Origin of the sequence: uncultured Arcobacter sp., assembly GCF_937982575.1 — a bacterium.
GTDB lineage: Bacteria > Campylobacterota > Campylobacteria > Campylobacterales > Arcobacteraceae > Arcobacter.
In genome coordinates this window covers 35,485-60,419 of the sequence record NZ_CALJLR010000008.1, presented here as the reverse complement: position 1 = coordinate 60,419, position 24,935 = coordinate 35,485, and the positions used below count along the sequence as shown (strand labels likewise).

26 protein-coding genes are annotated in these 24,935 nt (G+C 29.4%); 8 read left to right on the top strand and 18 right to left on the bottom strand.

Annotated features, from left to right (window positions below; genetic code table 11):
* Nucleotides 1–57 precede the first annotated feature (57 nt).
* From fabI to gap, 4 genes are read right to left on the bottom strand one after another with little or no spacing between them, the layout of a single operon-like run.
* Nucleotides 58–885 carry an enoyl-ACP reductase FabI gene (gene fabI, locus Q0617_RS08175; protein WP_298752304.1) on the bottom strand — a complete coding sequence of 276 codons (828 nt, stop codon included), beginning with the start codon at nt 883–885 and terminating at the stop codon, nt 58–60.
* A 1-nt stretch (nt 886) separates the two neighbouring features.
* A complete protein-coding gene (locus tag Q0617_RS08170; protein WP_298752302.1) occupies nt 887–1,591 on the bottom strand; it encodes a triose-phosphate isomerase in 705 nt (234 codons plus the stop codon).
* A gap of 1 nt (nt 1,592) precedes the next feature.
* Nucleotides 1,593–2,789: a phosphoglycerate kinase gene (locus Q0617_RS08165; RefSeq protein ID WP_298752300.1), complete on the bottom strand. Its 1,197-nt coding sequence runs from the start codon at nt 2,787–2,789 to the stop codon at nt 1,593–1,595.
* A gap of 8 nt (nt 2,790–2,797) precedes the next feature.
* Entirely contained in the window at nt 2,798–3,796 is a 999-nt protein-coding gene (gene gap, locus Q0617_RS08160) for a type I glyceraldehyde-3-phosphate dehydrogenase (RefSeq protein ID WP_298752298.1), read from the bottom strand.
* A gap of 88 nt (nt 3,797–3,884) precedes the next feature.
* Between gap and nadD the strand changes: the two genes are divergently transcribed.
* Together nadD and rsfS are read left to right on the top strand one after the other, a co-directional pair.
* Nucleotides 3,885–4,421 carry a nicotinate (nicotinamide) nucleotide adenylyltransferase gene (gene nadD / locus Q0617_RS08155; RefSeq protein ID WP_298752296.1) on the top strand — a complete coding sequence of 179 codons (537 nt, stop codon included), beginning with the start codon at nt 3,885–3,887 and terminating at the stop codon, nt 4,419–4,421.
* A gap of 10 nt (nt 4,422–4,431) precedes the next feature.
* Nucleotides 4,432–4,761, top strand: coding sequence for a ribosome silencing factor (rsfS, locus tag Q0617_RS08150; protein WP_298752370.1), 330 nt, complete (start codon nt 4,432–4,434; stop codon nt 4,759–4,761).
* A gap of 117 nt (nt 4,762–4,878) precedes the next feature.
* Here the strand turns inward: rsfS and argS are convergent, their stop codons facing one another.
* The 9 genes from argS to Q0617_RS08105 form a co-directional block, all read right to left on the bottom strand.
* Entirely contained in the window at nt 4,879–6,471 is a 1,593-nt protein-coding gene (gene argS, locus Q0617_RS08145; RefSeq protein ID WP_298752294.1) for an arginine--tRNA ligase, read from the bottom strand.
* Nucleotides 6,472–6,481: 10 nt separating this feature from the next.
* Nucleotides 6,482–6,721, bottom strand: coding sequence for a twin-arginine translocase TatA/TatE family subunit (locus tag Q0617_RS08140; protein ID WP_298752292.1), 240 nt, complete (start codon nt 6,719–6,721; stop codon nt 6,482–6,484).
* Between the two features lie 77 nt (nt 6,722–6,798).
* Nucleotides 6,799–7,185, bottom strand: a complete 387-nt coding sequence (crcB, locus tag Q0617_RS08135) for a fluoride efflux transporter CrcB (RefSeq protein ID WP_298752290.1) — start codon at nt 7,183–7,185, stop codon at nt 6,799–6,801.
* Nucleotides 7,185–7,874: a lysophospholipid acyltransferase family protein gene (locus Q0617_RS08130; RefSeq protein WP_298752288.1), complete on the bottom strand. Its 690-nt coding sequence runs from the start codon at nt 7,872–7,874 to the stop codon at nt 7,185–7,187. The genes crcB and Q0617_RS08130 overlap by 1 nt, the downstream gene beginning before the upstream one ends.
* On the bottom strand, nt 7,855–9,060 hold the full coding sequence (locus Q0617_RS08125; protein ID WP_298752286.1) for a hypothetical protein: 1,206 nt from the start codon (nt 9,058–9,060) through the stop codon (nt 7,855–7,857). Before Q0617_RS08125 ends, Q0617_RS08130 begins: the two co-directional genes overlap by 20 nt.
* A 38-nt stretch (nt 9,061–9,098) precedes the next feature.
* A complete protein-coding gene (purQ, locus tag Q0617_RS08120; protein WP_298752284.1) occupies nt 9,099–9,770 on the bottom strand; it encodes a phosphoribosylformylglycinamidine synthase I in 672 nt (223 codons plus the stop codon).
* 4 nt (nt 9,771–9,774) lie between these two features.
* Nucleotides 9,775–10,020, bottom strand: coding sequence for a phosphoribosylformylglycinamidine synthase subunit PurS (purS, locus tag Q0617_RS08115; RefSeq protein ID WP_298752282.1), 246 nt, complete (start codon nt 10,018–10,020; stop codon nt 9,775–9,777).
* A gap of 89 nt (nt 10,021–10,109) precedes the next feature.
* Nucleotides 10,110–11,063, bottom strand: coding sequence for a phosphoribosylaminoimidazolesuccinocarboxamide synthase (locus Q0617_RS08110; RefSeq protein ID WP_298752280.1), 954 nt, complete (start codon nt 11,061–11,063; stop codon nt 10,110–10,112).
* 51 nt (nt 11,064–11,114) lie between these two features.
* A complete protein-coding gene (locus tag Q0617_RS08105) occupies nt 11,115–12,416 on the bottom strand; it encodes a S41 family peptidase (protein WP_298752278.1) in 1,302 nt (433 codons plus the stop codon).
* Between the two features lie 108 nt (nt 12,417–12,524).
* On the opposite strand from Q0617_RS08105, the gene Q0617_RS08100 reads away from it, so the two are divergent.
* Nucleotides 12,525–13,097, top strand: coding sequence for a hypothetical protein (locus Q0617_RS08100; RefSeq protein ID WP_298752276.1), 573 nt, complete (start codon nt 12,525–12,527; stop codon nt 13,095–13,097).
* A gap of 9 nt (nt 13,098–13,106) precedes the next feature.
* Complete coding sequence (locus Q0617_RS08095; protein ID WP_298752274.1) at nt 13,107–14,078, top strand: hypothetical protein; 972 nt, start codon at nt 13,107–13,109, stop codon at nt 14,076–14,078.
* Nucleotides 14,079–14,095: 17 nt separating this feature from the next.
* Here the strand turns inward: Q0617_RS08095 and Q0617_RS08090 are convergent, their stop codons facing one another.
* The 3 genes from Q0617_RS08090 to Q0617_RS08080 form a co-directional block, all read right to left on the bottom strand.
* Nucleotides 14,096–14,890: an ABC transporter ATP-binding protein gene (locus Q0617_RS08090; RefSeq protein ID WP_298752273.1), complete on the bottom strand. Its 795-nt coding sequence runs from the start codon at nt 14,888–14,890 to the stop codon at nt 14,096–14,098.
* A gap of 2 nt (nt 14,891–14,892) precedes the next feature.
* Nucleotides 14,893–15,702: a nitrate ABC transporter permease gene (gene ntrB, locus Q0617_RS08085; RefSeq protein WP_298752271.1), complete on the bottom strand. Its 810-nt coding sequence runs from the start codon at nt 15,700–15,702 to the stop codon at nt 14,893–14,895.
* A gap of 115 nt (nt 15,703–15,817) precedes the next feature.
* Nucleotides 15,818–17,197, bottom strand: coding sequence for a CmpA/NrtA family ABC transporter substrate-binding protein (locus Q0617_RS08080; RefSeq protein WP_298752270.1), 1,380 nt, complete (start codon nt 17,195–17,197; stop codon nt 15,818–15,820).
* Between the two features lie 161 nt (nt 17,198–17,358).
* Between Q0617_RS08080 and Q0617_RS08075 the strand changes: the two genes are divergently transcribed.
* Nucleotides 17,359–19,353: a molybdopterin oxidoreductase family protein gene (locus Q0617_RS08075; RefSeq protein WP_298752269.1), complete on the top strand. Its 1,995-nt coding sequence runs from the start codon at nt 17,359–17,361 to the stop codon at nt 19,351–19,353.
* A 14-nt stretch (nt 19,354–19,367) separates the two neighbouring features.
* On the opposite strand, the gene Q0617_RS08070 is transcribed toward Q0617_RS08075, so the two are convergent.
* Both Q0617_RS08070 and Q0617_RS08065 read right to left on the bottom strand, forming a co-directional pair.
* The gene (locus Q0617_RS08070; RefSeq protein WP_298752267.1) at nt 19,368–20,051 is read right to left on the bottom strand and encodes a response regulator transcription factor; all 684 of its coding nucleotides are present in this window, start codon (nt 20,049–20,051) and stop codon (nt 19,368–19,370) included.
* Nucleotides 20,048–21,535 carry a DUF3365 domain-containing protein gene (locus Q0617_RS08065; RefSeq protein WP_298752265.1) on the bottom strand — a complete coding sequence of 496 codons (1,488 nt, stop codon included), beginning with the start codon at nt 21,533–21,535 and terminating at the stop codon, nt 20,048–20,050. The genes Q0617_RS08070 and Q0617_RS08065 overlap by 4 nt, the downstream gene beginning before the upstream one ends.
* A gap of 195 nt (nt 21,536–21,730) precedes the next feature.
* Between Q0617_RS08065 and Q0617_RS08060 the strand changes: the two genes are divergently transcribed.
* Genes Q0617_RS08060 through Q0617_RS08050 form a run of 3 tightly spaced genes read left to right on the top strand, consistent with a single transcriptional unit; the run spans nt 21,731 to nt 24,803 of the window.
* On the top strand, nt 21,731–22,564 hold the full coding sequence (locus Q0617_RS08060; protein ID WP_298752264.1) for a formate/nitrite transporter family protein: 834 nt from the start codon (nt 21,731–21,733) through the stop codon (nt 22,562–22,564).
* 50 nt (nt 22,565–22,614) lie between these two features.
* Nucleotides 22,615–23,055 carry a cyanase gene (gene cynS / locus Q0617_RS08055; protein ID WP_298752261.1) on the top strand — a complete coding sequence of 147 codons (441 nt, stop codon included), beginning with the start codon at nt 22,615–22,617 and terminating at the stop codon, nt 23,053–23,055.
* A gap of 26 nt (nt 23,056–23,081) precedes the next feature.
* Nucleotides 23,082–24,803, top strand: coding sequence for a bifunctional protein-serine/threonine kinase/phosphatase (locus tag Q0617_RS08050; RefSeq protein WP_298752258.1), 1,722 nt, complete (start codon nt 23,082–23,084; stop codon nt 24,801–24,803).
* The last annotated feature ends 132 nt before the right edge of the window (nt 24,804–24,935 follow it).

Below are 24,935 nucleotides of genomic sequence, written 5' to 3'. Positions count from 1 at the left end.
GAGTATCTAAAATTTACTTGACAACGCAGGTATCGGTTAAAAGCTGACGCTTATAACCTATTTATCTGTACCGTTCCAAGCTATCGTTGGACGTCCTTCTTCATTGAACTCAACCGCAGGCATCCCCATAATGTTATATCCACAATCCACATAATGAATCTCCCCAGTAACTGCACTAGATAAATCAGATAATAGATACATTCCTGAGTTTCCAACTTCATCAGTTGTTACATTCTTTTTAAGAGGAGAGTGAGCTTCATTCCATTTAAGCATAAATCTAAAGTCACTTATACCTGCTGCTGCTAAAGTTTTAATAGGTCCTGCTGAGATTGCATTTACTCTACAACCATCTTTTCCTAAATCTTCTGCAAGATATTTTGTAGTCATCTCTAAGGCTGCTTTTGCTATACCCATAAGATTATAATTAGGAATATATTTTGCCCCACCATAATATGAAAGAGTAAGAATAGAAGAGTTCTCACTTAATAGTGGTTTTAACTCTCTTGTAATTTCAATCAATGAATAAACAGATACATCCATAGCAATATCAAATGCCTCTTTAGAGATATCATAAAATCTTCCTGATAATCCCTCTTTTGGAGCAAAAGCAATAGAGTGAACGATAAAATCGATTTGACCTAAATCTTTTTCTAAAGCAACTTTTAGTGCTTTGATTTCATCAGGATTTGAAACATCACAAGGGTAAACTAAATTTTCGCTTCCAAATTCAGCAGCTATTGGCTCAACTCTTTTTTTCAAAGAATCATTTAAATAGGTAAAAGCAATTTGTGCCCCTTGTGCAGCACACGCTTTTGCGATACCATAAGCTATAGACTTGTTATTTGCAACGCCTAAAATTACACCTTTTTTACCATTCATTATCATATTATAATCCTTTTATATTTTTTAGAATTTGAACAAAATCCTCTTTTATCCAAGAAGCTGTTCCTATTAATGCTCCATCAACTCCATCAAGAGAACAAATTTGTGCAACGTTTTCTACTTTTACACTTCCCCCATAAAGTAATGGTTTATCTATTTTACTTTTTATCACACTATGAACTGACTTTATATCTTCATTTGTAGCAGTAACTCCTGTACCTATTGCCCAAACTGGTTCATACGCTAAAATAAGATTTTCATAATTTGTATCTATTCCTACAAATTGTTCATAAATATACTCTAATGTTTTTTCTAATCCTTGCTCTTTTACTTCTAAAGGCTCACCGATACAATAAACTATCTTGTATCCTAACTCTTTATAAAAAGCATACTTTTTAGCAATCTCTTCTTGAGATTCACCTAAAACATGTCTTCTTTCACTATGACCTATTAAAATAGTTTTAATTGCAAACTCATCAAGTTGTTGAGTTCCAATTTCCCCTGTAAAAGAGCCTGAATTTACACCATATGCATTTTGTGCACCTATAGTTAAATTAGAGTTTGTTTCATAATTATCTAAAGAGGTAGCTGTTGGAAAAACTATCACTTCAACATCTTTATCACCATTTAAATACTCATTTACAAAGGAAATATACTCTTTTGAACTAGCTCTTGTGTGGTTTGTTTTAAAATTAGAGGCAATAATCATATTAATCCTCTAATACTAAAGCTTTTACACCTGGCAGTACTTTCCCTTCAATTAACTCTAAAGAAGCTCCACCACCAGTTGAGATAAATGTCATTTCATCTTCATCACCAGTAATTCTAACTAAGTCAGCAGTATCTCCACCACCAACAACAGTTGTAGCAAATGATTGTGCAACTGCGTGAGAAACTCTTGTACTTCCTTTTGCGAATTTATCCATTTCATAAACGCCCATTGGTCCATTCCAAAGAATCGTATTTGCATCATTTAGTGCTAGTTTAAACATTTGTGCCGTTGCAGGTCCTATGTCTAGTCCCATCCAGTTTTTTGGAATCTCTTGGGTAGTTACAAGTTTTGCTATTGCTTCTGCATCAAAAGCTTCAGCAGCAACAACATCAACTGGTAAATATAGTTTTACACCTAAAGCTTTTGCTTCTTCCATGATTTTTGTAGCTTCTGGAATCAAGTGTTCTTCAACTAAAGATTTTCCAACTTCTAATCCTAAAGCTTTTAAAAATGTAAATGCCATACCTCCACCAATAAGTATTTTGTCAACTTTTGGTACAAGATTGTGTAAAGCTTCTAGTTTTCCAGAAACTTTTGAACCTCCAACTATAGATACAAAAGGTCTTTTAGGATTATGAACAATATGATGGAAAAATTTAATCTCTTTTGCAAGTAAAAATCCAGCCGCTTTATGTTTCATATCAAAATATTTTGTAATACCTTCAACAGAAGCATGAGCTCTATGTGAAACACCAAAAGCATCATTGATATAAACATCAGCCATAGATGCTAATTTTGATGCAAACTCTTCATCATTTTTAGTTTCACCTTCGTTATATCTTAGGTTTTCTAAAAGTAAAATTTCTCCAGCTTGCAGATTTTTTGCTATTTCTAAAGTATCTGGTTCAACAATATTTTTAGCCATTTTTATCTCTTGCTTTAAAAGAGTATGTAATCTTTTTGCAATAGGTTTTAAAGAGTATTTCTCTTCAAAAGCCTCTTTTGGTCTTCCAAAATGAGATGCTAAAATAACAGAACAATCATTATCTATACAATATCTAATTGTATTAAGGGCACTTCTAATTCTTCTATCATCAGTAATATTATGATACTCATCCATTGGAACATTAAAATCACATCTTATAAATATCTTTTTACCAGCTATATCTATATTCTTAATCTCTTGTAGTTTCATCTATATCCTTAGTTCTTAGCTACGTAAACAGCCATATCAATTAGTCTTGAAGAGTATCCCCACTCATTATCATACCAACTCATAACTTTTATCATATTTCCACCAATTACTTGTGTTAAATCTGAAGCTATAATTGTCGAGTTTGTATTTCCTATTAAATCACTTGAAACCATCATTTCATTATCAACTGCAACTATTCCAGCAAGTTCTTTTGATTTGGCTTCAAATAGAGCATTTATCTCTTCTTTTGTTGTATCTTTACTAATCATAAAGTTTACATCTACCATAGAAACATTTGGTGTAGGAACTCTTACACTTTGACCATGTAATTTTCCATCAAGTTGAGGCATAATTAATCTCATGGCTTTTGCAGCACCAGTTGATGTAGGAATCATATTCTGTGCCCCTGCTCTTGCTCTTCTTTTATCTGATTTGTGTTTTACATCTAAGATATTTTGGTCATTTGTATATGAGTGAATAGTTGTCATTAAACCTTTTTCAATCCCATAAGCATCATCAATAATTTTTGCAATTGGTCCTAAACAGTTTGTTGTACAAGAAGCATTTGAAACTATTGTTTGACCTTTGTATTCTTTTTCATTTACACCCAATACAAAAGTTGGTGTATTATCTTTTGCAGGTGCTGACATAACTACTTTTTTTGCACCATTATCAATATGTACTTGACATTTTTCTTGTGTTAAGTAGGCCCCTGTACACTCTAAAATTACTTCAGCCCCACACTCTTTAGTAAAAGTTAACTCTTTTGCATCTCTTGTTGAATAAAGTTTTGCATTAACTTTTCCCATCTTTAAAAAACCATTTTCAACTTTTACATCACCATCAAAAGTTCCATGAACAGTGTCATATTTCGTGATATACTCTAGCATTTCAATAGAAGCCGTATCATTAATCGCAACTAATTCTACATCATCTCTTTGTTCAATAATTCTAGCAACACATCTACCAATTCTTCCAAAACCATTTATAGCAACTTTTATAGCCATTTTGTCCCTCTTGTTTTTATATATTTAAGGCATTTTATCTAAAAGTTGCTATAATATAATTTAAGTATAATATAAAGGATTATATTAAGTGCAAATTGCAATTTTTGGTGGTAGTTTTGACCCAATACACATTGCCCATGAAACTATCGTAAATGAGGCGCTCAAAACCTTAGATTTAGACCTTATTATTTTAGTTCCTACTTTTTTAAATCCACAAAAGATAAAATCACATCTAACACCCAATGAGAGACTTTTTTTACTAAGTGAAAACTTTCAAGATGATGAAAAAATTTTGATTAGCGATTATGAGATTAAACAAAATAGACCTGTTTACTCTATTGAAACAATCAATTATTTAAAAGAGTATTACAGACCAGAAAAAATATATTTTATAATTGGTGCTGATAATTATGAAAAATTAGATACTTGGTATCATGTTGAAGATATTTTAAAAGAGGTAGAATTGGTGGTTGTAACAAGAAATGGCTTTTGTAATGATATTTATGATAATATACAAACTTTAAACGTAGATATAAATATAAGTTCTACACAGTTAAGAGATAATTTGGACTTAAATTTTGTTCCAGATAAAATAAAAGATGATGTCAAAAAGTTTTGGCACTAAAAAGGTACACATATTGACTAGAGAAGAAACAATTGTAAAAGTATTAGAAGATAAAAAAGCAGTAAATGTTGAAGTAATTGATCTTCAAAATAAAGATTATATTGTAGATTTTGTTGTTATTGCAACAACATTAAATGCTAAACATGGTTTTGCTTTATTAAACCATCTAAAAGATGAATTAAAACCTTCAGGTGAAGAGTTTTTAAGAGTTGATGAAAATGAGGATTGGACAGTAATTGATTTAGGTGATGCTTTTATACACCTAATGAATGAAAAAACAAGAGACAAATACTCAATAGAAGAGTTCTTAAGTGAACTAGAAACTAACAAAGAGGGTTGATTCACCCTCCTCTCATAACCTTACCATAATTACTTGTAGCATCCTTTGCCCCACCTGTATATCCAGTGATAACGGCAATAGCAATTACTGCTGCAAAAATAATAATAATCCATTTCATTACATTACCTCCTTAGCTTTTATTCCTAATAATTTTAAACCAGTTCTTATTGATAAAGAGACTACACTTAAAACTTTCAAATAACTATTTTGCTCATCTGAATCTAATACTTTATGTTCATTATAGAACTTATGAACTGAAGATGCAAGAGAGTATAAATAATCAGTGATTTTTTGCATATCTCTTTTTTCAAAAGCTTCATTTATAATTGCTGGTAAAAGTAGTGATTCATACACTAAATTTATAGCATCTTCATTTAAATTTTCAAACTTCTCATCTTTTACATCATTTGTTGTTAAATTTGCTTTTTTAAATACTTGATTAATTCTTGCATGGGCATAATTTATATAAAACACTGGATTTGATGAGTCTTGATTTTTTAACATTTCCAAATCAAACTCCAAGTGAGTATCACTTTTTCTAGTTAAAAATACAAATCTAAGTGCATCTGCTCCAATCTCTTCTGAAATATCACTCATAAGAATAAAGTTACCTTTTCTCTTACTCATTTTATAAGGCTCACCACCTTTTAAAAGTTGTACCATTTGAGAAAGTATAATCTCTAATTTAGAAGAGTCATTTCCTAAAAATTCAATTGCAGCTTTTACCCTTGTAATATACCCATGATGATCAGCACCCCAGATATTTATATATCTATCAAAGTTTCTATCATATTTATGTTTATGATAGATAATATCCCCTGCTAAATATGTTGGAATACCATTATCTCTTACAACAACTCTATCACTATCATCCCCATGGGCAGTTGATTTTAAAAATACTTTTTCATCTTTTTCATATAAAGAACCATTTTTTTCTAAAACAGTTTTTGTATCTTCCCATGAAGAGTATAGTGAATTTTCTGAAATATAATTATCAAAACTAATTCCAATATCTTTTAAATCTTTTTCTATGATTTTAAGAACTTCATCTTTTGCAAATAAAGCCATCTCTCTAAATCTTGTTTCATCATTAAAAATATCATCACCAAAGTTTTTTTGAATCTCTTTTGCAATATCTATTAAATATTCGCCTCTATAATATGATTCAGGGTAGTCAACTGTTTCATTTAGCAAAAACTCTCTTCCAGCTAAAGATACAGAAAGTCCTAACATATCCATTTGTGCACCAGCATCATTTATATAATACTCTGTAGTAATATCATAACCTAAGTGTTTACCAACACGAGCTAAAGTATCACCAAAAATCGCACCTCTTGCATGTCCAATATGTAGTGGTCCTGTTGGATTTGCACTAACATACTCCAAAAGAACTGTTTGATTTTTATTTTCACCCTTTGCAAAAGCTTCTTCATCTTCAAAAAGTTTTGAAGTAAGCTCTTCTAAAAAACTGTTTGAAAGTTTAAAATTCACAAAACCTTTTACAGCTGTTACACTATCAAAGATTTGCGAATCTTTAAACTTATCGGCTAATTCTTGTGCAATTAGCATTGGATTTTTTCTTAACTCTTTAGCCAATGAAAAAGCAACTGGTGTTGCATAATGACCTAAAGAGATATCTTTAGGTTTTTCTAAAACTAAATTTTGTGTTTCTAATATCTTTTCTATATATTCTTTTACTTGAATTTGCAACTATTAATTCCTAAGCTTTTTTACTATCTTCTGTATCTACTGAAGCAGTTTTTGTTTTCTTATCTTCTATTTCATCAGCTTTATCTGCTTTTGCAACTTCTTCTTCTTTTTCATCTTCTTTAACAGCATTTTTAAAGTTCTTAATTCCAGAACCTAAACCTTTTGCTAACTCAGGGATTTTCTTACCACCAAAAAGTAATAACACTACCAACGCAATTAAAATCCATTCCATACCACCTGGCATACCCATATTATTCTCCTATATTGACTTTTTTCTAAATTTAAGGAATATTATATCTTCTTAATCCTTAAATAAATTGGATTATTTCACTTAAGTAAAAAGCTTAAAAGTTTGTATCCACTACCTGCAGCAACGATTGTTCCAAAAAGATTTAAAAACATATTTGTAGCACCTAAAATAAGTGAACTATTAAGTAAAAAGAAGCTCTCCATTGCAAATGTTGAATATGTAGTCAATGCTCCTAAAAACCCACTTGTTAAAAAAGCTTTTAAAGTATCAGAAACGGTATAGTGTACAAATATTGCAAATAGAATTCCTATTAAAAAACTTCCAATAATATTTACAGTTAAAACTCCCCAGGGAAAATCTGATTTCATAGATAAATTCATGCTGTGAGTTACATATACCCTTGCAACTGCCCCTAAAAATCCCCCACAACCTACTGCTAAAATTGTCTGCCAAGAGAGTGTCATCACAGCTCTTTTCGCATATGAGTGGCTAGTACTTCTTTCATTTTCTCTTCAGTTTCTTTGTACCAATTTGTATCTTTATTAGCTTGAACAGGATCTAAATAAATAACCTTCACAACTCCTGGATTTGCTTGAAGTTTTTGAGAATCTAATATTTTTTTTGTATTTATGATAATTAATGGTTGTACTTTTAAGTTCAATTTATTTGCTACCATTGCAGCACCTGCTTTAAAACTTAGCATATTGTCGCCCTGACTTCTAGTACCTTCTGGAAATATTGCTATTGGTCTATTTTTAGATAATCTATCTTTTGCTTCTTTGATAAGCTTTATTAAACCTGTTTTATTCTCTCTATCAATTGTAATCATTTGGGGAGCTTTCATAATATGCCCAAAGAAAAACAGATCAGTAATCTCTTTTTTTCCAACCCATGCTAAATGTCTGTTGTGAATATGTTCTATTACTATAATATCAAGAAGACTTTGATGATTCATAATAACCATATCACATGATTCATCCATTTTACCAACTTCTTCAATCTTAATACCTAAAAAGAAAATTTGTAATTTCATCCATAATTTTATAATCTTATGCACATGATTTTTAAAAGTATACATAGAGACTACAACAATTGCTACAGTTATAGTAAACTGTATTAATACTATTATTCCTCTAATTCTTGTTAAGATCATCTTCTTTAACCCATCCAATCATACTTTTATCACCTTGTTCTACAATAATTTTAACAAAATCACCTCTTTTTATCGATACTTCAACTAGATAATCTTTATTTGTTTTTTGAAATATTGTTGACTTTTTTGTTGGAAGGATATAGATATAACTATCTTTTTTTAAGGTACTAGTTTTATTAGGTATTGAATAAATCAATAATCCAACACAGGCTATAAGTGTTAATATAAGATAAATCTTTTTTCTTTTCCAAATATAAATTATTAAAAATAGTGCAAATAATCCACCTAGTGCAACTCTTTTATACAATAAAATATTACTTTTATTTGGATTTAAATCTGTTTGAGTACTAACTAATTCATTTTCCAATACTATTGGGATTTTGATTGTTATAAATTTCTTTTCAAAACTATTATAATAAGAGAAATCAAGTTTTTTAGTGTGAACTGGTAAGACTAAATAGTATAATAAATTTTGTTCAGGATAGTTATCATCAATTTTTGAGATTCCCTGCTCTTCTACCCCTTTTATTGCAAAATCTTCTAAGTTTGATTCTACGGCATTAATATCCATAATTGTTATTAGTTCATCATTATTATACTGTTTTGTTTTATGGGCATTAATTACCAAATCTTTTGCAATTACAGATGAAAAGTTATTGATATTTTTACCTATCTCACTAAAAGCAACCTCTTGAGGTGCTATATTTTGAACTTCAATTAATTCTAAGTTTTTATAAATAGCAACTTGAAATGTTGGCATTACAAAACTATCTTCATATGCTTTAAAATAAAACTTATTTTCAAAGGTTTTATCTTCTATCTCTTCCCAAGAAGATTCGGGATTTAAGACATTCATATTTTTTGAATTGATAAATCTTGTCTCAATTTTGTCATAATCATCTGCTGTAATTATGGCTTTTAAAATAATTTCAAATCTTTGATTTTTAAAGATATTTTGGGGAAATGATTTGTAGCTTAGGTATATATTTTTTTCTTTTAAATCATTTTTTGACTCATAATTAATAATCTCTTCAAAATAGCTTGTTTTTAATTCTTCAGCTTGTATACTATTGCTAGTATCAAAAACTGAACTCTCTTTTTTTATAAATTCAGAAGAGTTTTGAGGTTCACTTTCATTAGCAAATAATAAAACTGAAATAAGCAGTAAATAAAAAATACTTTTCATATTTTTCCTATTTTAAGAAGTAGTAAAACTACCTCTTATTATTTGAAGAAACCTTCTAGCATCTTAACACCGTCATCACATCCAAGAAGTGTTTCTATTGCACGTTCAGGGTGAGGCATAAGTCCATAAACATTTTTTTCTTTATTACAAATACCTGCGATATTTGAAACAGAACCATTTATATTTAAAAGATTTCCTTTTTCATCACAATACTTTAAAAGTATTTGTTCATTTGATTCAAGCTCTTTTAAACCTTCCGCATCAATGAAGTAGTTTCCATCATGATGTGCAATTGGAATATTTACTACATCATCTTTTTTAAGTTTATTTAAAAAACTATTTTCATTTTCTATAACTTTTAAATGATTATATTTTGAAATAAAATGCAATGAATCATTTCTCTTCATCGCACCAGGAAGAAGACCAGCTTCAAGTAAGATTTGAAATCCATTACAAATCCCTAAAACTTTTCCACCTTTTGAGGCAAACTCTTTTACTGATTCCATAATATTTGCAAATCTTGCAATTGCTCCACTTCTTAAATAATCTCCATATGAAAATCCACCTGGAATAACGATTAAATCTATGTTTTCAGGTAGTTTTGTATCTTTGTGCCATATGATTTGAACATTTGCACCTAATTTTTCAAATGCATATTTCGTGTCATACTCACAATTTGTACCTGGAAATTGTAATACTGCTACATTCATAATTCTACTCTATAATTTGAATATTGTAATCTTCAATTACAGTATTTGCAAGTAATTTTTCACACATTTTTGTAACTTCTGTTTGGGCTTCTTCTTTTGTTGAAGAGTTTAATTCTAAAATAATTTGTTTCCCAATTCTTACATCTTTTACAACTTCTTTAAATCCTAAAGTATCCAATGCATGATGCGTTGCTTTTCCTTGGTCATCTAATACACCTTGTTTCAATGCTACATTTACGATTGCTTTCATTTATTACCTTCAATTTATATTTTTGCGATTATATCTAAACATACCTTTAGCAATTTAGATTTGTAAAGTACCTAGTACTTCATTTAAAACTATTTACTTAATCTTTCATGGATAGTTTTATATCCACTTAAAACCTCATTTTTTATAGAAGCTGGAACTTCAACATCTAATTTTTCGCCAGCTTTTAAACTTTTTGCTTTCTCTTTCCAAGAATTTTCTTTTGCAAAGTTTCGAAGGATTTGTTTATCCATTGAAATATAGTTTTTAGCATCAAATTTTTCTTTTGAAATAAATCTTGAACTCTCAGGTGTTAAAATCTCATCACCTAAAATCCATTCCCCTTTTGCATTTACAAATACTTCTAGTTTGGTATCTACAACAATAATACCATTCTCATATGCATACTGTGTAAAATCTTTAAAAAGTTTTTCTAAACTTGAAATAATTTCAGGAAATTTTTCTCGCACCTTTGCAGAATTTAATGGAATATCTTTAACACCTTTTGTAGTTGGAGTAAAGATTGGAGTATCAAATTTATACCACTCTTGTAAAGTTGAATCTAACTGTAAACCATAAGGGTCATTGCCTTTTTGAGTTGCATCAAATAATGAACCTGTTAAATAGTTTCTAAAAATAAATTCAAACTGTACAACTTCTCCATCAATCTCTGCTTCTAATGCTTTGCATAGTTCCATAAGCTGACATCTTGGAGCAACACTTAAAGATTGGTCAACAGTTTCAGATAAAATTGCTGTTTTGATACCTGATTCTTCTGCAAATCTTGCTCCGCTATTTGATATAGCAGTTTGCCAAATACCTTTTCCCTCAATTTCTAGATTTAAAGGAATATCAAAAACTGAACATCTGTCGCTTCTAACTAAAAGTACCTTCTGTTCTTCTCCTGGACATGTATAAAGATCTGCATTTTTACCAATATAAAATAAGTTATATCCTAACTCTTCTAATTGTGAAATACCTTTTTGCGTTGTAGTTTTCTTTGATTGAGGCCAAAGACCAAGTGCTACAATATCACTTATTTTCATTTATTTTCCTCCGATTATTCTTTTACATCTAATTTATAGATTGTCATCGTTTTATTTATTTGTAATTATTAAACTTTTTAATATATCAATCCCAGTTTTTAATTGATTATCTTTTAAAGCATCAGCTTCTGTGATAACCTTATCATCACCTTTTTTATCTTTAACTTTTTCTACTTTTTTTACCTTACCATCAACTTTTTCTAATTCACTCTCTAAGTGTTTTTTCAAATCCGCTTCTTTTATAGCAAAATCCATATCTGGAGCTTGAACAGCAGCCCCTGGGTATGAAATGATATCAGGACTAATACCGGTTGCTTGAATAGTTCTTCCACTTGGTAAGTAATATTTAGCAATAGTTAATTTTATACCTTCACTTTTGTCAGAAGTAATTGGTAATACAACTTGAACTGAACCTTTTCCAAATGTTTTTTGTCCAACTAAAATTGCTCTTTTATGGTCTTGCAATGCTCCACTTACAATTTCTGAAGCTGAAGCACTACCACCATTTACCAATACAACTAAAGGCATTCTTGAAAGTGTATTTGAGTAACTTGCATTAAATACCTCTTCATTTTCACTATCTCTACCCTTTTGAGAAACTATAATTCCCTTATCAACAAACAGGTCAACTACTCCAATTGCTTGTGTTAATAGTCCACCTGGATTATTTCTTAAGTCTAAAACAATACCTTTTGTATCTTTACTTTTTTTAATTATTTCTGTTAAGCTATCTGTAACATTTTTATCAAAACTTGTAACTCTTAGGTATAAAATATCTTTTCCTATTGTTTTTGATTTTACAGATTCAATTTTAATAATATCTCTAATAATCTCTATAGTTATAGGTTTTGATTCAAGTTTTCTAACAACTGTTAAGGAAATAGGTGTTTTTGGTTTTCCACGCATAAGTCCAACAGCTTCATCTAAAGTCATATTTAAAGTTGACTTATCATCAATTTTTAAAATAATATCTTCTGATTTAACACCAGCTTCATATGCAGGAGTACCATCAATTGGTGAAATAACAGTTAAAGCGCCATCTCTCATACCAACAGTTATACCCAATCCTCCAAATTCACCATTTGTCTGAATTTGCATCTCTTTGAAATATTTTTTATCCATAAAAGTTGAATGTGCATCTAACTCTTGCATCAAACCTTTTAAGGCTTTATCCACTATCTCTTGTAACTTTAATTCATCTACATAATATTTTTCAACAGTTCCAATTACATTTGTTAATTTTGATAAAGATTCAAATCTGCTTTGTGCATCTTTCTTATCCGTATTATCTTCTGCATATAAAAAATTTAATGAAAATACTAAAACAATAATTGATAATATAATTTTATTCATCTTAACCCCAATACTTTAATAGGTTTGTATTATATATAATTTTTTATAAAAGTAAGATTTTATGAAAATTTTTGTACACTTATAGCTAATTTTTTAGAAGGTTAATCAATGAGTTTAAAAGAGAATATGGATTTCGTAAAAGAAGAGCTTAATAGTGAAGAAAAATTTTTAGAAGGCTTTGTAAGACTAGAAAGATTTTTCAAAAAATACAAGCTATTAATTATATCTGCTGTTGTAATAATTGTTGTAGCAGTAATAGCTATAAATGTAACTTCATATCTAAAAGAACAAAACAAAATAAAAGCAAATATAGTTTTTCAAGAGTTATTAAAAAATCCTAATGATGAAAAAGCTTTAGAGACTTTAAAAGGCTTAAATACTAGACTATATGAAATAGTATTATTTAACTCACAGAAAAAAGATATTTCAATAAATACAGAATTTTTTAAAGAACTCTTAGCATATGAAAAAGCTATAAAAGAGCAAAATGTAAAAAAACTAAATGATGTTTCTATGGAAAAGAACTTTTTATTAAAAGAGTTTGCAATATTTAATAGAGCACTTATTTTAGCTCAAACAGGAAAATATCAAGAGGCAAGAGATGCTCTTAAAATGATTCCTGAGACATCACAAGTTACAGATTTAGTTGCACTTTTAGAGCACTATTTAATAACAAAATAAAGGTATATAATGAAACATTTACTAATTTTAATTTCAGCAATCGTACTATTTACTGCTTGTTCTAAAAAACAGTATTTTGAACCTGAAGATACTTCATCTTTTAATCAAGATAGTAAGTCTATAAGCTCTAGTATAAAATCATTTAATAGAGATGGTGCAACGTTAGATAATGGACAATTTATTAGTTCTAGGGGTGTTTCAAATATAAAACTTCCTGAAGGCTTTGAGTTTTTAAACTTAAATGAGGGAAAAGTTATCTCTACAAATATAAAAGATAAGATTTTTGTTGCAGATAAAGAAATAGTAACAAATACTGCAGTTGTTGCAGCAAGTATGAAAGATGATATTTTAGCTTTAGTTAATAGTGATAATTCAATTATGGCTTATGATTTAAGAGATGGTAAAATTTTATTTAAAGAGTACCTAACAAAATCCCTAGCAAATGATAATAGAATTGCAGCTCCATTTTTCATGTCAAACTTAATACTATTTCCAACACTTGATGGAAAAATATTAGTTGTATCTGCTCAAAACTATAAAGTAGTTAGAAATATCATTGTTGATGCAGATAATAAGTTTAACAATATCATCTATTTAACTGTGGTAAATAATACTTTAATAGCAGCAAGTTCAAAAAAAATCATCTCTGTAGGGGATGGCGTTTTAAATATAAAAGAGTATGACTTAAGAGATATCATCTCTCATGGAACTGATATATATTTAGCAACAATTGATGGTCAAATAATTAAAACAGATATTTCATTAAATATAATGAATAGAAAAAAATATAAATTTGCTAAATTTTATGCATTAGCTTTTGGAAGTTCAATATATGCTTTAGAATCACAAGGTTATATAGTAAATATCTCTGAAGATTTTAAAACTGATAAAATTTATGATTACTCTTTTGATGAAGAGGATAAAGTTATAGTTTTTGATGATACAATTTATATCCACGATGAATATATAAAATTAAAGTAAGTTTACTTACTTTAATTTTACTCATCTTCTTTTGCAAATTTTTCATAAAGAAAGCTCAAAATTGCTTCTCTACATCTAATATATTCTGAATCTTTTTGAAGCTCAACTCTGTTTCTTGGATGTGGTAAGTTTACTTCTAAAACTTCACCAATAGTTGCGCTTGGACCATTTGTCATCATTACAACTCTATCACTTAATAAAACAGCTTCATCAATATCATGTGTGATAATAATAACTGTATTTTTTACACTTTGTTGTATTCTCATTAAGTGCTCTTGTAGATTTGCTCTTGTTAAAGAATCTAGTGCTCCAAAAGGCTCATCCATAAGTAAAACTTCTGGTCTTATAGATAAAGCTCTTGCTATTCCAACTCTTTGTTTCATACCACCAGATATCTCTCCTGGAAACTTATCTCTAGCATGTGTTAAATTAACCATGTCAACAAATTTATCAACTCTCTCTTCAAGATCACTTTTACTTAATTCTGGCATTACTTTTTTAACTGCTAATTCAATATTTTGAAAAACTGTTAGCCAAGGTAATAATGAATGGTTTTGAAAAACAACTGCTCTATCTGGTCCTGGTCCATTTACTTCTTTATTATTTAAAAATATTCCTCCAGAACTTACTGTATCAAGTCCAGCAATCATATTTAATAAAGTACTTTTACCACAACCACTATGTCCAATTATTGATACTATTTCATCTTTTTTGATTTGTAAATTTACATCTTTAACTGCCACATACTCTTTTCCATTTGGTAAAGGGAAAACTTTATCTACAAACTCTAAACTCAAAAATTTCTTTTCCATCTTTAAACTCTCTTTCTATAATCAAAAAAATCTGCAATTTTTCCCATAATAATGTCCAATAAAAATCCAACCAACCCAACAATGATGATACCAATAATGATATTATAGTAGTTAAGATTGTTATATTCATCCCAAATCCAAAATCCAATACCAATACCACCCGTTAACATCTCAGCTGCTACAATTACAAGCCATGCAATACCAAGACTTAATCGCATACCCGTAAAAATATATGGAACGGCAACTGGTAAAATTATCTTTCTAATTTTTTCTAGTGGAGTAAATTGTAAAACCTTTGCCACATTCATATAATCTTCACTTACACTTTTAACTCCAAGTGAAGTATTTATAATAATTGGCCATATTGAGGTAACAAAAATTGTTGAAATAGCTGTCGCATTTATATCTTGAAATACGAAAAGTAAAAGAGGTAACCAAGCCAATGGAGATACCGGTTTAAAAATCTGAATATATGGTTCTAACGCAATTTGAAAATTTTTGCTCATTCCAATTGATAATCCCACAGGAACACCTATAATAATTGCCAAAATAAATCCAGCAAAAACTCTCTCAAGTGAACTTACTACTTGCCAAAAAATACCTTTGTCATCTTGATTTTCCACATAAAAGGGATCAGACAAAACTCCGATTACCTCATCGCCATTACTATCTGTTCCACCAAATGCATGTACAAAAGTATCAGCTGGTGTTGGAAAATTGTGGACATTTTGTGCAATCGTTGACCATATAGCTACTATTATAAAAAAAACAATAGCTGGAAGCACAATATTTTTTAACCTATTTTTATTCATTTTTTACCTTTCGTTCTTACTTTAAAAGTAATTACTCATATTAATGCTTGAAAAAAGGAGAGTAAATCAAGCATTAATATCAGTAATCATAAAAGAGGAAAATTTCCTCTTTTAGTTATTTTTTTGTTACAAACTTCGGATCTGCACATCCTGCTGGTCCATAAGGACAAACATATGCTGGTTGTTTTGTTTCAACTATCCATTTGTTTGCTTTAGCTAACTCTTCTTTTGATACTAAAGAGTTTTGAACTTTAAAGTCATAAATATAATCAACTGCTTTATTTGGATCCCATACTTTTCCATCTAAGAATTTGTTATATTCATCAACACCATCTTTTTTCCAAGGAGATTCTGGTAAAGAGTATCCAACCTCTTTTGCTACAACTGCAAATAAGTCAGGTCTATAAACTTTTTCTATAACTTCTTTCATATTAACTGCATGGTCAAGTTGTCCCCATCTATACATTTGAGTGATAAACCACATACCATGTGAATAAAAGGGATATGCAGCATAATCATTTGCAAATACATTAAACATAGGATTTGCAGAATCTACACCTTTGTTATAAAGGAAAGTTCCACTCATTGATTTTCTTAAAACATTAACTGGTGCCTTTACATAATTGTTTTTAGCCAAGTACTTAATAGCCTCTTCTCTATTTTCCCAAGAAGCATCTAACCACATTTGAGCTTTTATAACTGCTCTCATAACTGCTTTTGTAGTTTCTGGATTTTTCTTAACAAAATCTGCTCTTGCTTGTAAAACTTTTTCTGGATTATTGTTCCAAATATCATAATTTGTAACTAACGCACTTCCTGCTCCTTTAAGAACAATTCGAGAATTCCAAGGCTCACCAACACAATATCCTTCTATATTTCCAGCAATTAGGTTTGATGGCATAGTAGGTGGTGGGAAAGGTTTGATTGTACAATCTTCATCAGGCTTAATTCCACTAGATGCCATCCAATATCTTAACTCATAATTATGTGTTGAAACTGGATGTACCATTCCAAAGTTTAGTGGAGAATAGTTTGAACCTTCTGCTTTATGTTTTGCATCAATATACTTTTTTAAACTCTCAGCACTTACTGGTCTTTTTGTTTTATCTAATCCGTATTTTTCCATCTCTTTTATAATGTTATTACCATAAGTAATTGCATTACCATTTAAATCAAGTGATAAAAGTGCTTGTAAGTGTGCATTTCCATTTATTCCTAAAGTTGCAGCAATAGGCATACCAGCAAGTGCATGTGAAAAATCATACTCTCCACTTATAACTTTTTGTTGAATTCCAGGCCAACCACCACCTTCTTTTGAAACATGTACATCTAAGCCTTCTTCTTTAAAAAAACCTTTTTCTTTTGCTATTACTAATGGAGCACAATCAGTCAATGCAATAAAACCTATTTTTAATTTAGTTTTTTCGGGAGTTGCCATCAATGTAGAAGCTACAACTGAAATCCCAAGACCTATTTTTAACACTTGTTTTAACATCTTTTCTCCTTGAATTTATTCATTTTAAATAATCGATGGAGAAATTATATACTATTTATTAATGTAAATTTCAACTTATTTGTATATTTTATATACAGTTATTCTTAATTTTTAATGAATTTTATTGTATAATTACATCATATATAATAAAAAGGTTTAAAATGATTAAGTCTGTATGTGGTTATTGTGGTGTTGGTTGTGGAATAGAGTTTGATACATCTAAACTTGTTGGCGACATATCATATCCTACTAATGAAGGGTTATTATGTGCAAAAGGAGTTTCTGAACTTCACACGATACAAACATCATCGAGGTTATTAAGACCTCAAATAAAACAAGATGGTAAATTTACAACAATAGATTGGGATACATCAATTAAATATATAGCATCAAAAATAAAAAAAACCAATCCTGAAAAAATAGCATTCTATCTTTCTGGACAACTTTTAACAGAAGATTACTATATTGCTAATAAATTGGCAAAAGGTTTTATAAATACAAATAATGTTGATACCAATAGTAGAACATGTATGGCAAGTGCAGTAGTAGCTCATAAAAAAGCATTTGGCGTTGATTATGTACCAGTCTCTATGAAAGATATTAAAAAAGCAAACTTACTAATTCTTGTAGGTTCAAATGCTGCAGAAGCACATGTTGTATTTTTTAATAAAATCAAAAAAGAGTTAAAAAGAGGATTAAAACTTGTAGTAATAGATCCTAGAGTTACTCTAACTACAAATGCTGCCCATTTGCACTTACAAATAAAAGTGGGAAGTGATATAGACTTTTTTAATCTTGTTTGCCAAAGATTGATTAATGATGAAAAAATCAATATGGATTATATAGAAAAGTATACGAACAACTTTGATATATATAAAAATAAACTCTCAAGGGAAGCAAAAACAAAAATGCTAAAAAGAACTGGTTTGTCAAAAGAGCAGTTTGAAGAGTTTATACAACTATTTTATGAAAATGAAAACATAATAAGTGCATGGACAATGGGACTAAATCAAAGTGTTCAAGGTGTGGATAAAAACTTAAGTCTTATAAATATGCATCTAATCACTGGAAAAATAAACAAAGCAGGAAATGGACCTTTTTCACTAACAGGTCAGCCAAATGCTATGGGTGGAAGAGAAGTAGGAGGTTTGTCTACAACACTTGCCGTTCATTTGGATTTTGAACCAGAGTCAATAAAAAAGGTTGAAGAGTTTTGGAAAACATCAGGAATAAAAAATCAAAGAGGGCTAACTTCATGTGAGATTGTTGATGAAGCTTTAAAAGGAAATATTGAAATCCTCATAATTTCACATACAGATCCAATATACCATCTTCCAAATAGAACTAAAGTAGAAGAAGCCTTTAAAAATATTCCATTAATAGTTGAAGTAAATGCTTATGAGAATTCAGAAACTTCACCCTTTGCACACATAAAACTTCCAGCTGCTCCTTGGGGAGAAAAAGATGGAACACAAACAAATATGGATAGAACAATAACCAAACAAAAGAAAGTAACAAGAACATCAATCGATTGTAAACCTGACTGGGAGGTTTTCAAACTCATAGCTTGGGAGCTTGGATTAAAGGACTCATTTAATTATGAAAATGTAGAAGAAATTTTCCAAGAATTTCAAGAGATGACAAAAATAAGTACAAATCAACATCTAGATATACATAAAATGAAAGAGGATACTTTTATATGGGGAAAAAATCTATTTAAAGATAATAAATACTTAACTACAAATCAAAAAGCAAATATACATTTCGTAAAAAATGAAAACTTATCGGAGAAAACATCAAAAGAGTTTCCTTTTATTCTTCTAACAGGAAGAACAAGAGATCAATGGCATAGTGGTACAAAAACAGCACATGTAGATAAGCTGAAAAAATATAAACCTCTAGAATATGTAGAAATAAATCCAAATGATGCAAAAGACTTAGAGATAAAAAATGGAGATATGGTAGATGTAACTTCTGCAAGAGGGGAAATTACTTTAGAAGCAAAAGTAACACCTGATGTAAGAGAAAAAACTATCTTTATCCCAGTAAGTGTAAAAAAAATCAACTATCTTACACTTGACTTGGTAGATAAAGAATCATTTGAACCAGATTATAATCATAGTGCAGTTAGAGTTAAGAGTATTACTAGAATATAAATATAGATTGAAAATTATTTCAATCTATATCCAACCCCCGAAACATTTATAATATAATTTTGCCCTGTCTTCTTTCTCAAATCTCTAACAACACTTCTTATTGCAGATAGGCTCATAGACTCACTTCCCCAAACTTGATACTCTATTTCTTCATAGGAAATAGTTTTATTAAAATCTTTACATAAAAGTTTTAAAAGCATATTCTCTTTTTTATTTAAGTGAATAGACTCTCCATTTGAGATTACTTCTCTTTTATCAATATCTATTGATAAGTTGTCACTCAACTTTATAACTTGGGGCATAACATTATCAAGTTTTTCTAAAAAGGCTTTAAAGGTATCAAATAAATCATCTTCTAATACTGGTTTGACTATATATCTATCTACTCCATTGTGTATGGCATTTATAAGTAAATCAGTATCTGTGTGAGCAGACACTATAATAGTAAAGGCAGTTGATTTACGATTTTTAAGTTCAGAGATTAATTCAAAACCACCCATATTTGGCATCTTTAAATCAGTCATTACTATATCTGGAAGATTGTTTTCATATTTATCAATACCATCATAGCCATCAATTGCGATGTAAACTTCTTTAAAAAAGAATTTTAACATTGAAGCGATATTTTCTCTTATAACTTTTTCATCTTCTACTAAAAGAATTGTTTTACTTTTTAATCTTGGTATTATATCCATCATGCTTCTTCCTCTTTTATGGGTATTGAGATTATAAACTCTGCCCCAAGCTCATTATTTTTCACTACCAATAAACCTTGCATATGTTTTTCTATTATCTCTTTTGAAATATATAGTCCTATGCCTGTTCCTCTCAACTCTTTAGTTGTAAAGTATGGTTCAAAGATTTTATTTATATTTTTTTCTTCTATTCCCCCACCATTATCACAAATCTTACAATATATATTTTCTTCATCTTTTAAGATATGTACTTCTATTTTGGGTTTATCTGTATTTCGTTCTATTAAAACATCTTTTGCATTTGAGATGATATTTAATATCACTTGAGAAAACTCACTTGGATATCCATAAACCATAATCTCCTTATTTGAAAAAATCTGAAAATTTATGTTGTTGTGTTGCAAGGTATCTTTTAGTATTTTATAGGTTTTTCTAACTTCTAAATCCAAATCAAAAAACTCTTTTTCTTTGTTTGGTTTGAAAAAGTTTCTAAAATCATCTATTGTTTGAGACATATAACTTAACTGTTCATTTGCCTCTTTCATTCTCTCATCTATAAACTCTTTATTCATGCCTTCTGAAATTGCTGTCCATTTTATATTCATCATTATGGCACTTACTGCACTTATTGGTTGTCTCCATTGGTGTGCAATATTTCCTATCATTTCACCAAGTGCTGCCATTTTTGATTGTTGTATTAATAAATTCTCTTTTTCCCTTTGTTTTTTCACCTCTTCTTGTACTTTTTTATGTAAGGTTTTATTAAACTCATCTAGCTCATTTACTTTTACTTCCAGGGATTCATTTAACTTTGATATTTTAATCTCATCTTTTCTTTTCATACTTTCATGTATAAGTAAAGTAATTAAAGCTCCAATTGCTGCAATAATTAAGAAAATAATAGTTTGTGTTTTTTCTTTATTTATCTCACTTAATTGCTCAAACTCATTTGCAACATCAAAAGTGACACTTATTCCACCTCTAATGTCTCCTACTTTATAACCTTGTTTAGAATGACATGTCAGACATGCTTTTTCAGTTTTAAGTGCTCCCATGAACTTAAATTGATTATCTTTTATCTCCCATGAGTAAGGGGTTTCTGGATTTTTATCAAAATAATCAAGTATTTTTTTCTCATCTTCATCGGGTGCATTATTTTTATTTATAAGTTTATTACTTGTAATTTTTAGTTTAAATCCATCTCTTTTGCTTGCTATATCAGATATTTGTCTTGTCATAAAAGCTGGATTTACCCAAACTAAAGTTTCCCCATGTTCTGATTTTATAAAGTTTGGATCTAAATATGGGTTTGGTTGTAATTTTTCTGATTTTACATATACTCCATCATACTGAGCATTCCAATGTCTCATATCAACAATTAAATTAAATATTGCAAGTGCTTTATTTTTTAGACTCTCTGTTAATAAGTTCTCTTGAATTTGATAGGAGTTTTTAATTGTAATACCAATTATAAAAAATAGTGACAATAGAAAAAATATAAATAGATAAATAATAGATTTTTTGATAAACAATCCTTTTTATTATTATAAACATTATATTTTGATCTACTTTTATTTAAATGTATAAAAAATATACAAAAAAAAATCATTTTCACATTTTTTTCCTCACTTTCTTTGTTTTAATTCTTTATCTTAAAAAATCAATTAAAAAAAAGGAACATTATGGCTTATTTAGACCCCTCTGAATTTGTTACGAAAATGGTTGACTCTGGTGAGTCAAAAGTATATATGTCTACAAAAGACACATTAATTAGAGCATATATGGCAGGAGCAATACTTGCACTTGCTGCAGTATTTGCAATCACAGTTGCTATGAAATCTGGTTCTCCTATTTTAGGAGCTTGTTTATTCCCTGTTGGATTTATTATGCTTTATTTAATGAAGTTTGACCTTTTAACTGGTGTATTTATGCTTGTGCCTTTAGCACTTTTAGACAAAAGACCAGGAGTAACTGTAAATCAGGTTCTAAGAAACTGGGGACTAGTTGCATTGGGTAACCTTTTAGGTGCTTTAACTGTTGCATTTATGATGGCTTTTATTTTTACATATGGCTTTAATACTGATGGTGGAGCAATAGCTGCAAAAGTTGCAGGTATTGGAGAAGCTAGAACAGTTGGTTATTCTGCTTATGGATTAGATGGGTGGCTTACTGTATTTATTAGAGGTATGTTATGTAACTGGATGGTATCTATGGGTGTTGTTGGAGCTATGGTTTCAACTTCAGTTACAGGTAAAGCTTTAGCTATGTGGATGCCAATTATGCTTTTCTTCTTTATGGGATTTGAGCACTCTATTGTTAATATGTTTTTATTCCCATTCTCTTTAATCATGGGTGGTAACTTTACTATTGCTGATTATTTATTATGGAATGAATTACCAGTTGCTTTAGGTAACTTAGTTGGTGGTTTAGCATTTACAGGACTTACTCTTTATGCAACACATGTAAAAACAGGTGCCAAAAGAACTTTAGATAGATCTACAAATAAAGCTGCATAATTAACTTTATAGGCATAAAGCCTATAAAGTTCTTTTAAAAGGAATATATAATGAACAAATTAGAAATGACTGAAGAGATAATTTTAGCTAAGAAAAGTTCTAACTTATCATGGGAAGAGATTGCTTCAAAAGTTGGTTTGGCCCCTGTTTTTCTTACATCTGCTTGTTTTGGAATGAACAGTTTAAAAGAAGAGTATGTAAAAAAACTTTGTGAAGTATTAGGTTTAAGTGATGAAGTATCTATAGTACTACAAGAGTTTCCAAATAAAACTTGGGATTTTACAATACCTCAAGATCCAGTAGTTTATAGACTATATGAGATAGTTGGTGTTTATGGAGAAACTATCAAAGAGCTTATTGGTGAAAAATTTGGTGATGGAATTATGAGTGCCATTGATTTTTCAATGGATATAGATAAAGAAGAAAATCCAGCAGGAGATAGAGTAAAAATCACGATGAATGGTAAGTTCTTACCTTATAAATCTTGGTAAAACTCTAAATATTTATTAGGAATAATATGAATAATCAATTAAAAGTATCTATTGGTCAATACTCAACAAAAGGTATTAAACAAATCAATCAAGACTTTCATGATGTTCATATTCCTAATGAACCTCATCTTACAAGTAAGGGTATAGCTGTTGCTATTGCTGATGGAATAAGCAGTAGTAAGGTAAGCCAAGAAGCCAGTAAACTATCAGTTGTAACTTTTTTACAAGATTATTACTCTACATCTGAAGCGTGGAGTGTAAAAAACTCTGCAAACAAAGTATTAAAAGCCACAAACTCATGGCTTTATTCTCAAAATAGACAAAGTCAATATCATCTTGATAAAGATAAGGGATTTGTATGTACCTTTAGTACTTTAATTATCAAATCAAATACAGCACATATCTTCCATGTGGGAGATACAAGAGTATATAGGCTAAAAAACAATAATCTAGAACAACTTACAACTGACCATCGAACATGGATTTCAAATGAGAAAAGTTATCTTAGCCGAGCGTTAGGTATTGATTCTCAAGTTGCCATTGATTATGAAACTGTATCGGTTGAAAAAGATGATATTTTTTTACTTATGACAGATGGTGTTTATGAGTTTGTTGATGCAGAATTTATTAATAAAAGTTTAGAAAATTGTGAAGATTATAATCAAACTGCAAAAGATATTATTCAAAAAGCTATAGAAAATAATAGTGATGATAATTTAACACTTCAAATAGTAAAAATAAACTCTTTACCAGATAAGGATTCTAATGAAATTCAACGACAAATTTCAACTAAACCAATACCTCCACTTTTAGAATCACGAGAAGAGTTTGATGGTTATACTATTATAAGAGAATTAAGTGCTACAAGCAGAAGTCATGTCTATCTAGCAAAAGATAATGATAACGATAAAACAGTTGTAATAAAAACTCCCTCAATAGACTTACAAAATGACAAAGCTTATTTAGAGCGTTTTTTACTAGAAGAGTGGATTGCAAAAAGAGTTAATAACCCCCATGTGGCAAAAGCTTATATTGCAAATAGAAAACAAAACTATATATATACTATTTTTGAATATATTGATTCTACTACACTTACACAATGGATGATTGATAATCCTAAACCAAAAATTGAAACTGTTAGAAATATACTTGAACAAATAGCAAAAGGACTTATGGCATTTCATAGATTAGAGATGATTCACCAAGATATACGCCCAGAAAATATACTAATAGATAAAACAGGCTCATTAAAAATCATAGATTTTGGTTCTACTAAAATTGAAGGTATTTTAGAAATAAATACTTTTATGGAACAAGAAAACTTACTTGGGACTGCTTTATATTCTGCACCTGAATACTTTTTAGGAGAAGAAGGAACCGTAAAGTCTGATATATTTTCTCTTGGCGCAATAGCATATCAGATGCTATCAAACAAACTTCCATATGGGGTTCAAGTTGCAAGGGCAAAAACAAAAAGCGCACAAAACAAACTGAAATATACAACTTTATATCCAGAATTTCCTTTATGGATTGATGGGGCAATAAAAAAAGCTCTAAATGTAAATCCCAATGAAAGATATTCAGAACTTAGTGAGTTTTTATTTGATTTAAAAACTCCAAATAAAAAGTTTTTAAGTAATAAAACACCACCTATTATAGAAAAAAATCCAGTAGTTTTTTGGCAGAGTATAAGTTTAATTCTATTGTTAATAATAATCTTATTATTAGCAAATTTAATTAAAATTTAAGCTTAATTAGAAGTTTTTACATGTTTATTTTCTATATTTTAGAAAATATAATGTTATTTTAAGGTAAATGTATAAAAAATATACAGCTAATAAAATAAAAAAGATACATTTTTTGTAATAATTAAACAATAA

Coding starts and splice junctions, on each gene's coding strand:
- ntrB (WP_298752271.1), bottom strand. CDS start 15,702: ATGAATAAAAATAGGTTAAAAAATATTGTGCTTCCAGCTATTGTTTTT.
- Q0617_RS08170 (WP_298752302.1), bottom strand. CDS start 1,591: ATGATTATTGCCTCTAATTTTAAAACAAACCACACAAGAGCTAGTTCA.
- Q0617_RS08105 (WP_298752278.1), bottom strand. CDS start 12,416: ATGAATAAAATTATATTATCAATTATTGTTTTAGTATTTTCATTAAAT.
- Q0617_RS08080 (WP_298752270.1), bottom strand. CDS start 17,197: ATGTTAAAACAAGTGTTAAAAATAGGTCTTGGGATTTCAGTTGTAGCT.
- Q0617_RS08060 (WP_298752264.1), top strand. CDS start 21,731: ATGGCTTATTTAGACCCCTCTGAATTTGTTACGAAAATGGTTGACTCT.
- Q0617_RS08125 (WP_298752286.1), bottom strand. CDS start 9,060: ATGAAAAGTATTTTTTATTTACTGCTTATTTCAGTTTTATTATTTGCT.
- gap (WP_298752298.1), bottom strand. CDS start 3,796: ATGGCTATAAAAGTTGCTATAAATGGTTTTGGAAGAATTGGTAGATGT.
- Q0617_RS08140 (WP_298752292.1), bottom strand. CDS start 6,721: ATGGGTATGCCAGGTGGTATGGAATGGATTTTAATTGCGTTGGTAGTG.
- fabI (WP_298752304.1), bottom strand. CDS start 885: ATGATAATGAATGGTAAAAAAGGTGTAATTTTAGGCGTTGCAAATAAC.
- Q0617_RS08075 (WP_298752269.1), top strand. CDS start 17,359: ATGATTAAGTCTGTATGTGGTTATTGTGGTGTTGGTTGTGGAATAGAG.
- Q0617_RS08130 (WP_298752288.1), bottom strand. CDS start 7,874: ATGATCTTAACAAGAATTAGAGGAATAATAGTATTAATACAGTTTACT.
- Q0617_RS08070 (WP_298752267.1), bottom strand. CDS start 20,051: ATGATGGATATAATACCAAGATTAAAAAGTAAAACAATTCTTTTAGTA.
- Q0617_RS08165 (WP_298752300.1), bottom strand. CDS start 2,789: ATGAAACTACAAGAGATTAAGAATATAGATATAGCTGGTAAAAAGATA.
- purS (WP_298752282.1), bottom strand. CDS start 10,020: ATGAAAGCAATCGTAAATGTAGCATTGAAACAAGGTGTATTAGATGAC.
- crcB (WP_298752290.1), bottom strand. CDS start 7,185: ATGACACTCTCTTGGCAGACAATTTTAGCAGTAGGTTGTGGGGGATTT.
- Q0617_RS08050 (WP_298752258.1), top strand. CDS start 23,082: ATGAATAATCAATTAAAAGTATCTATTGGTCAATACTCAACAAAAGGT.
- Q0617_RS08090 (WP_298752273.1), bottom strand. CDS start 14,890: ATGGAAAAGAAATTTTTGAGTTTAGAGTTTGTAGATAAAGTTTTCCCT.
- cynS (WP_298752261.1), top strand. CDS start 22,615: ATGAACAAATTAGAAATGACTGAAGAGATAATTTTAGCTAAGAAAAGT.
- Q0617_RS08110 (WP_298752280.1), bottom strand. CDS start 11,063: ATGAAAATAAGTGATATTGTAGCACTTGGTCTTTGGCCTCAATCAAAG.
- purQ (WP_298752284.1), bottom strand. CDS start 9,770: ATGAATGTAGCAGTATTACAATTTCCAGGTACAAATTGTGAGTATGAC.
- Q0617_RS08095 (WP_298752274.1), top strand. CDS start 13,107: ATGAAACATTTACTAATTTTAATTTCAGCAATCGTACTATTTACTGCT.
- Q0617_RS08100 (WP_298752276.1), top strand. CDS start 12,525: ATGAGTTTAAAAGAGAATATGGATTTCGTAAAAGAAGAGCTTAATAGT.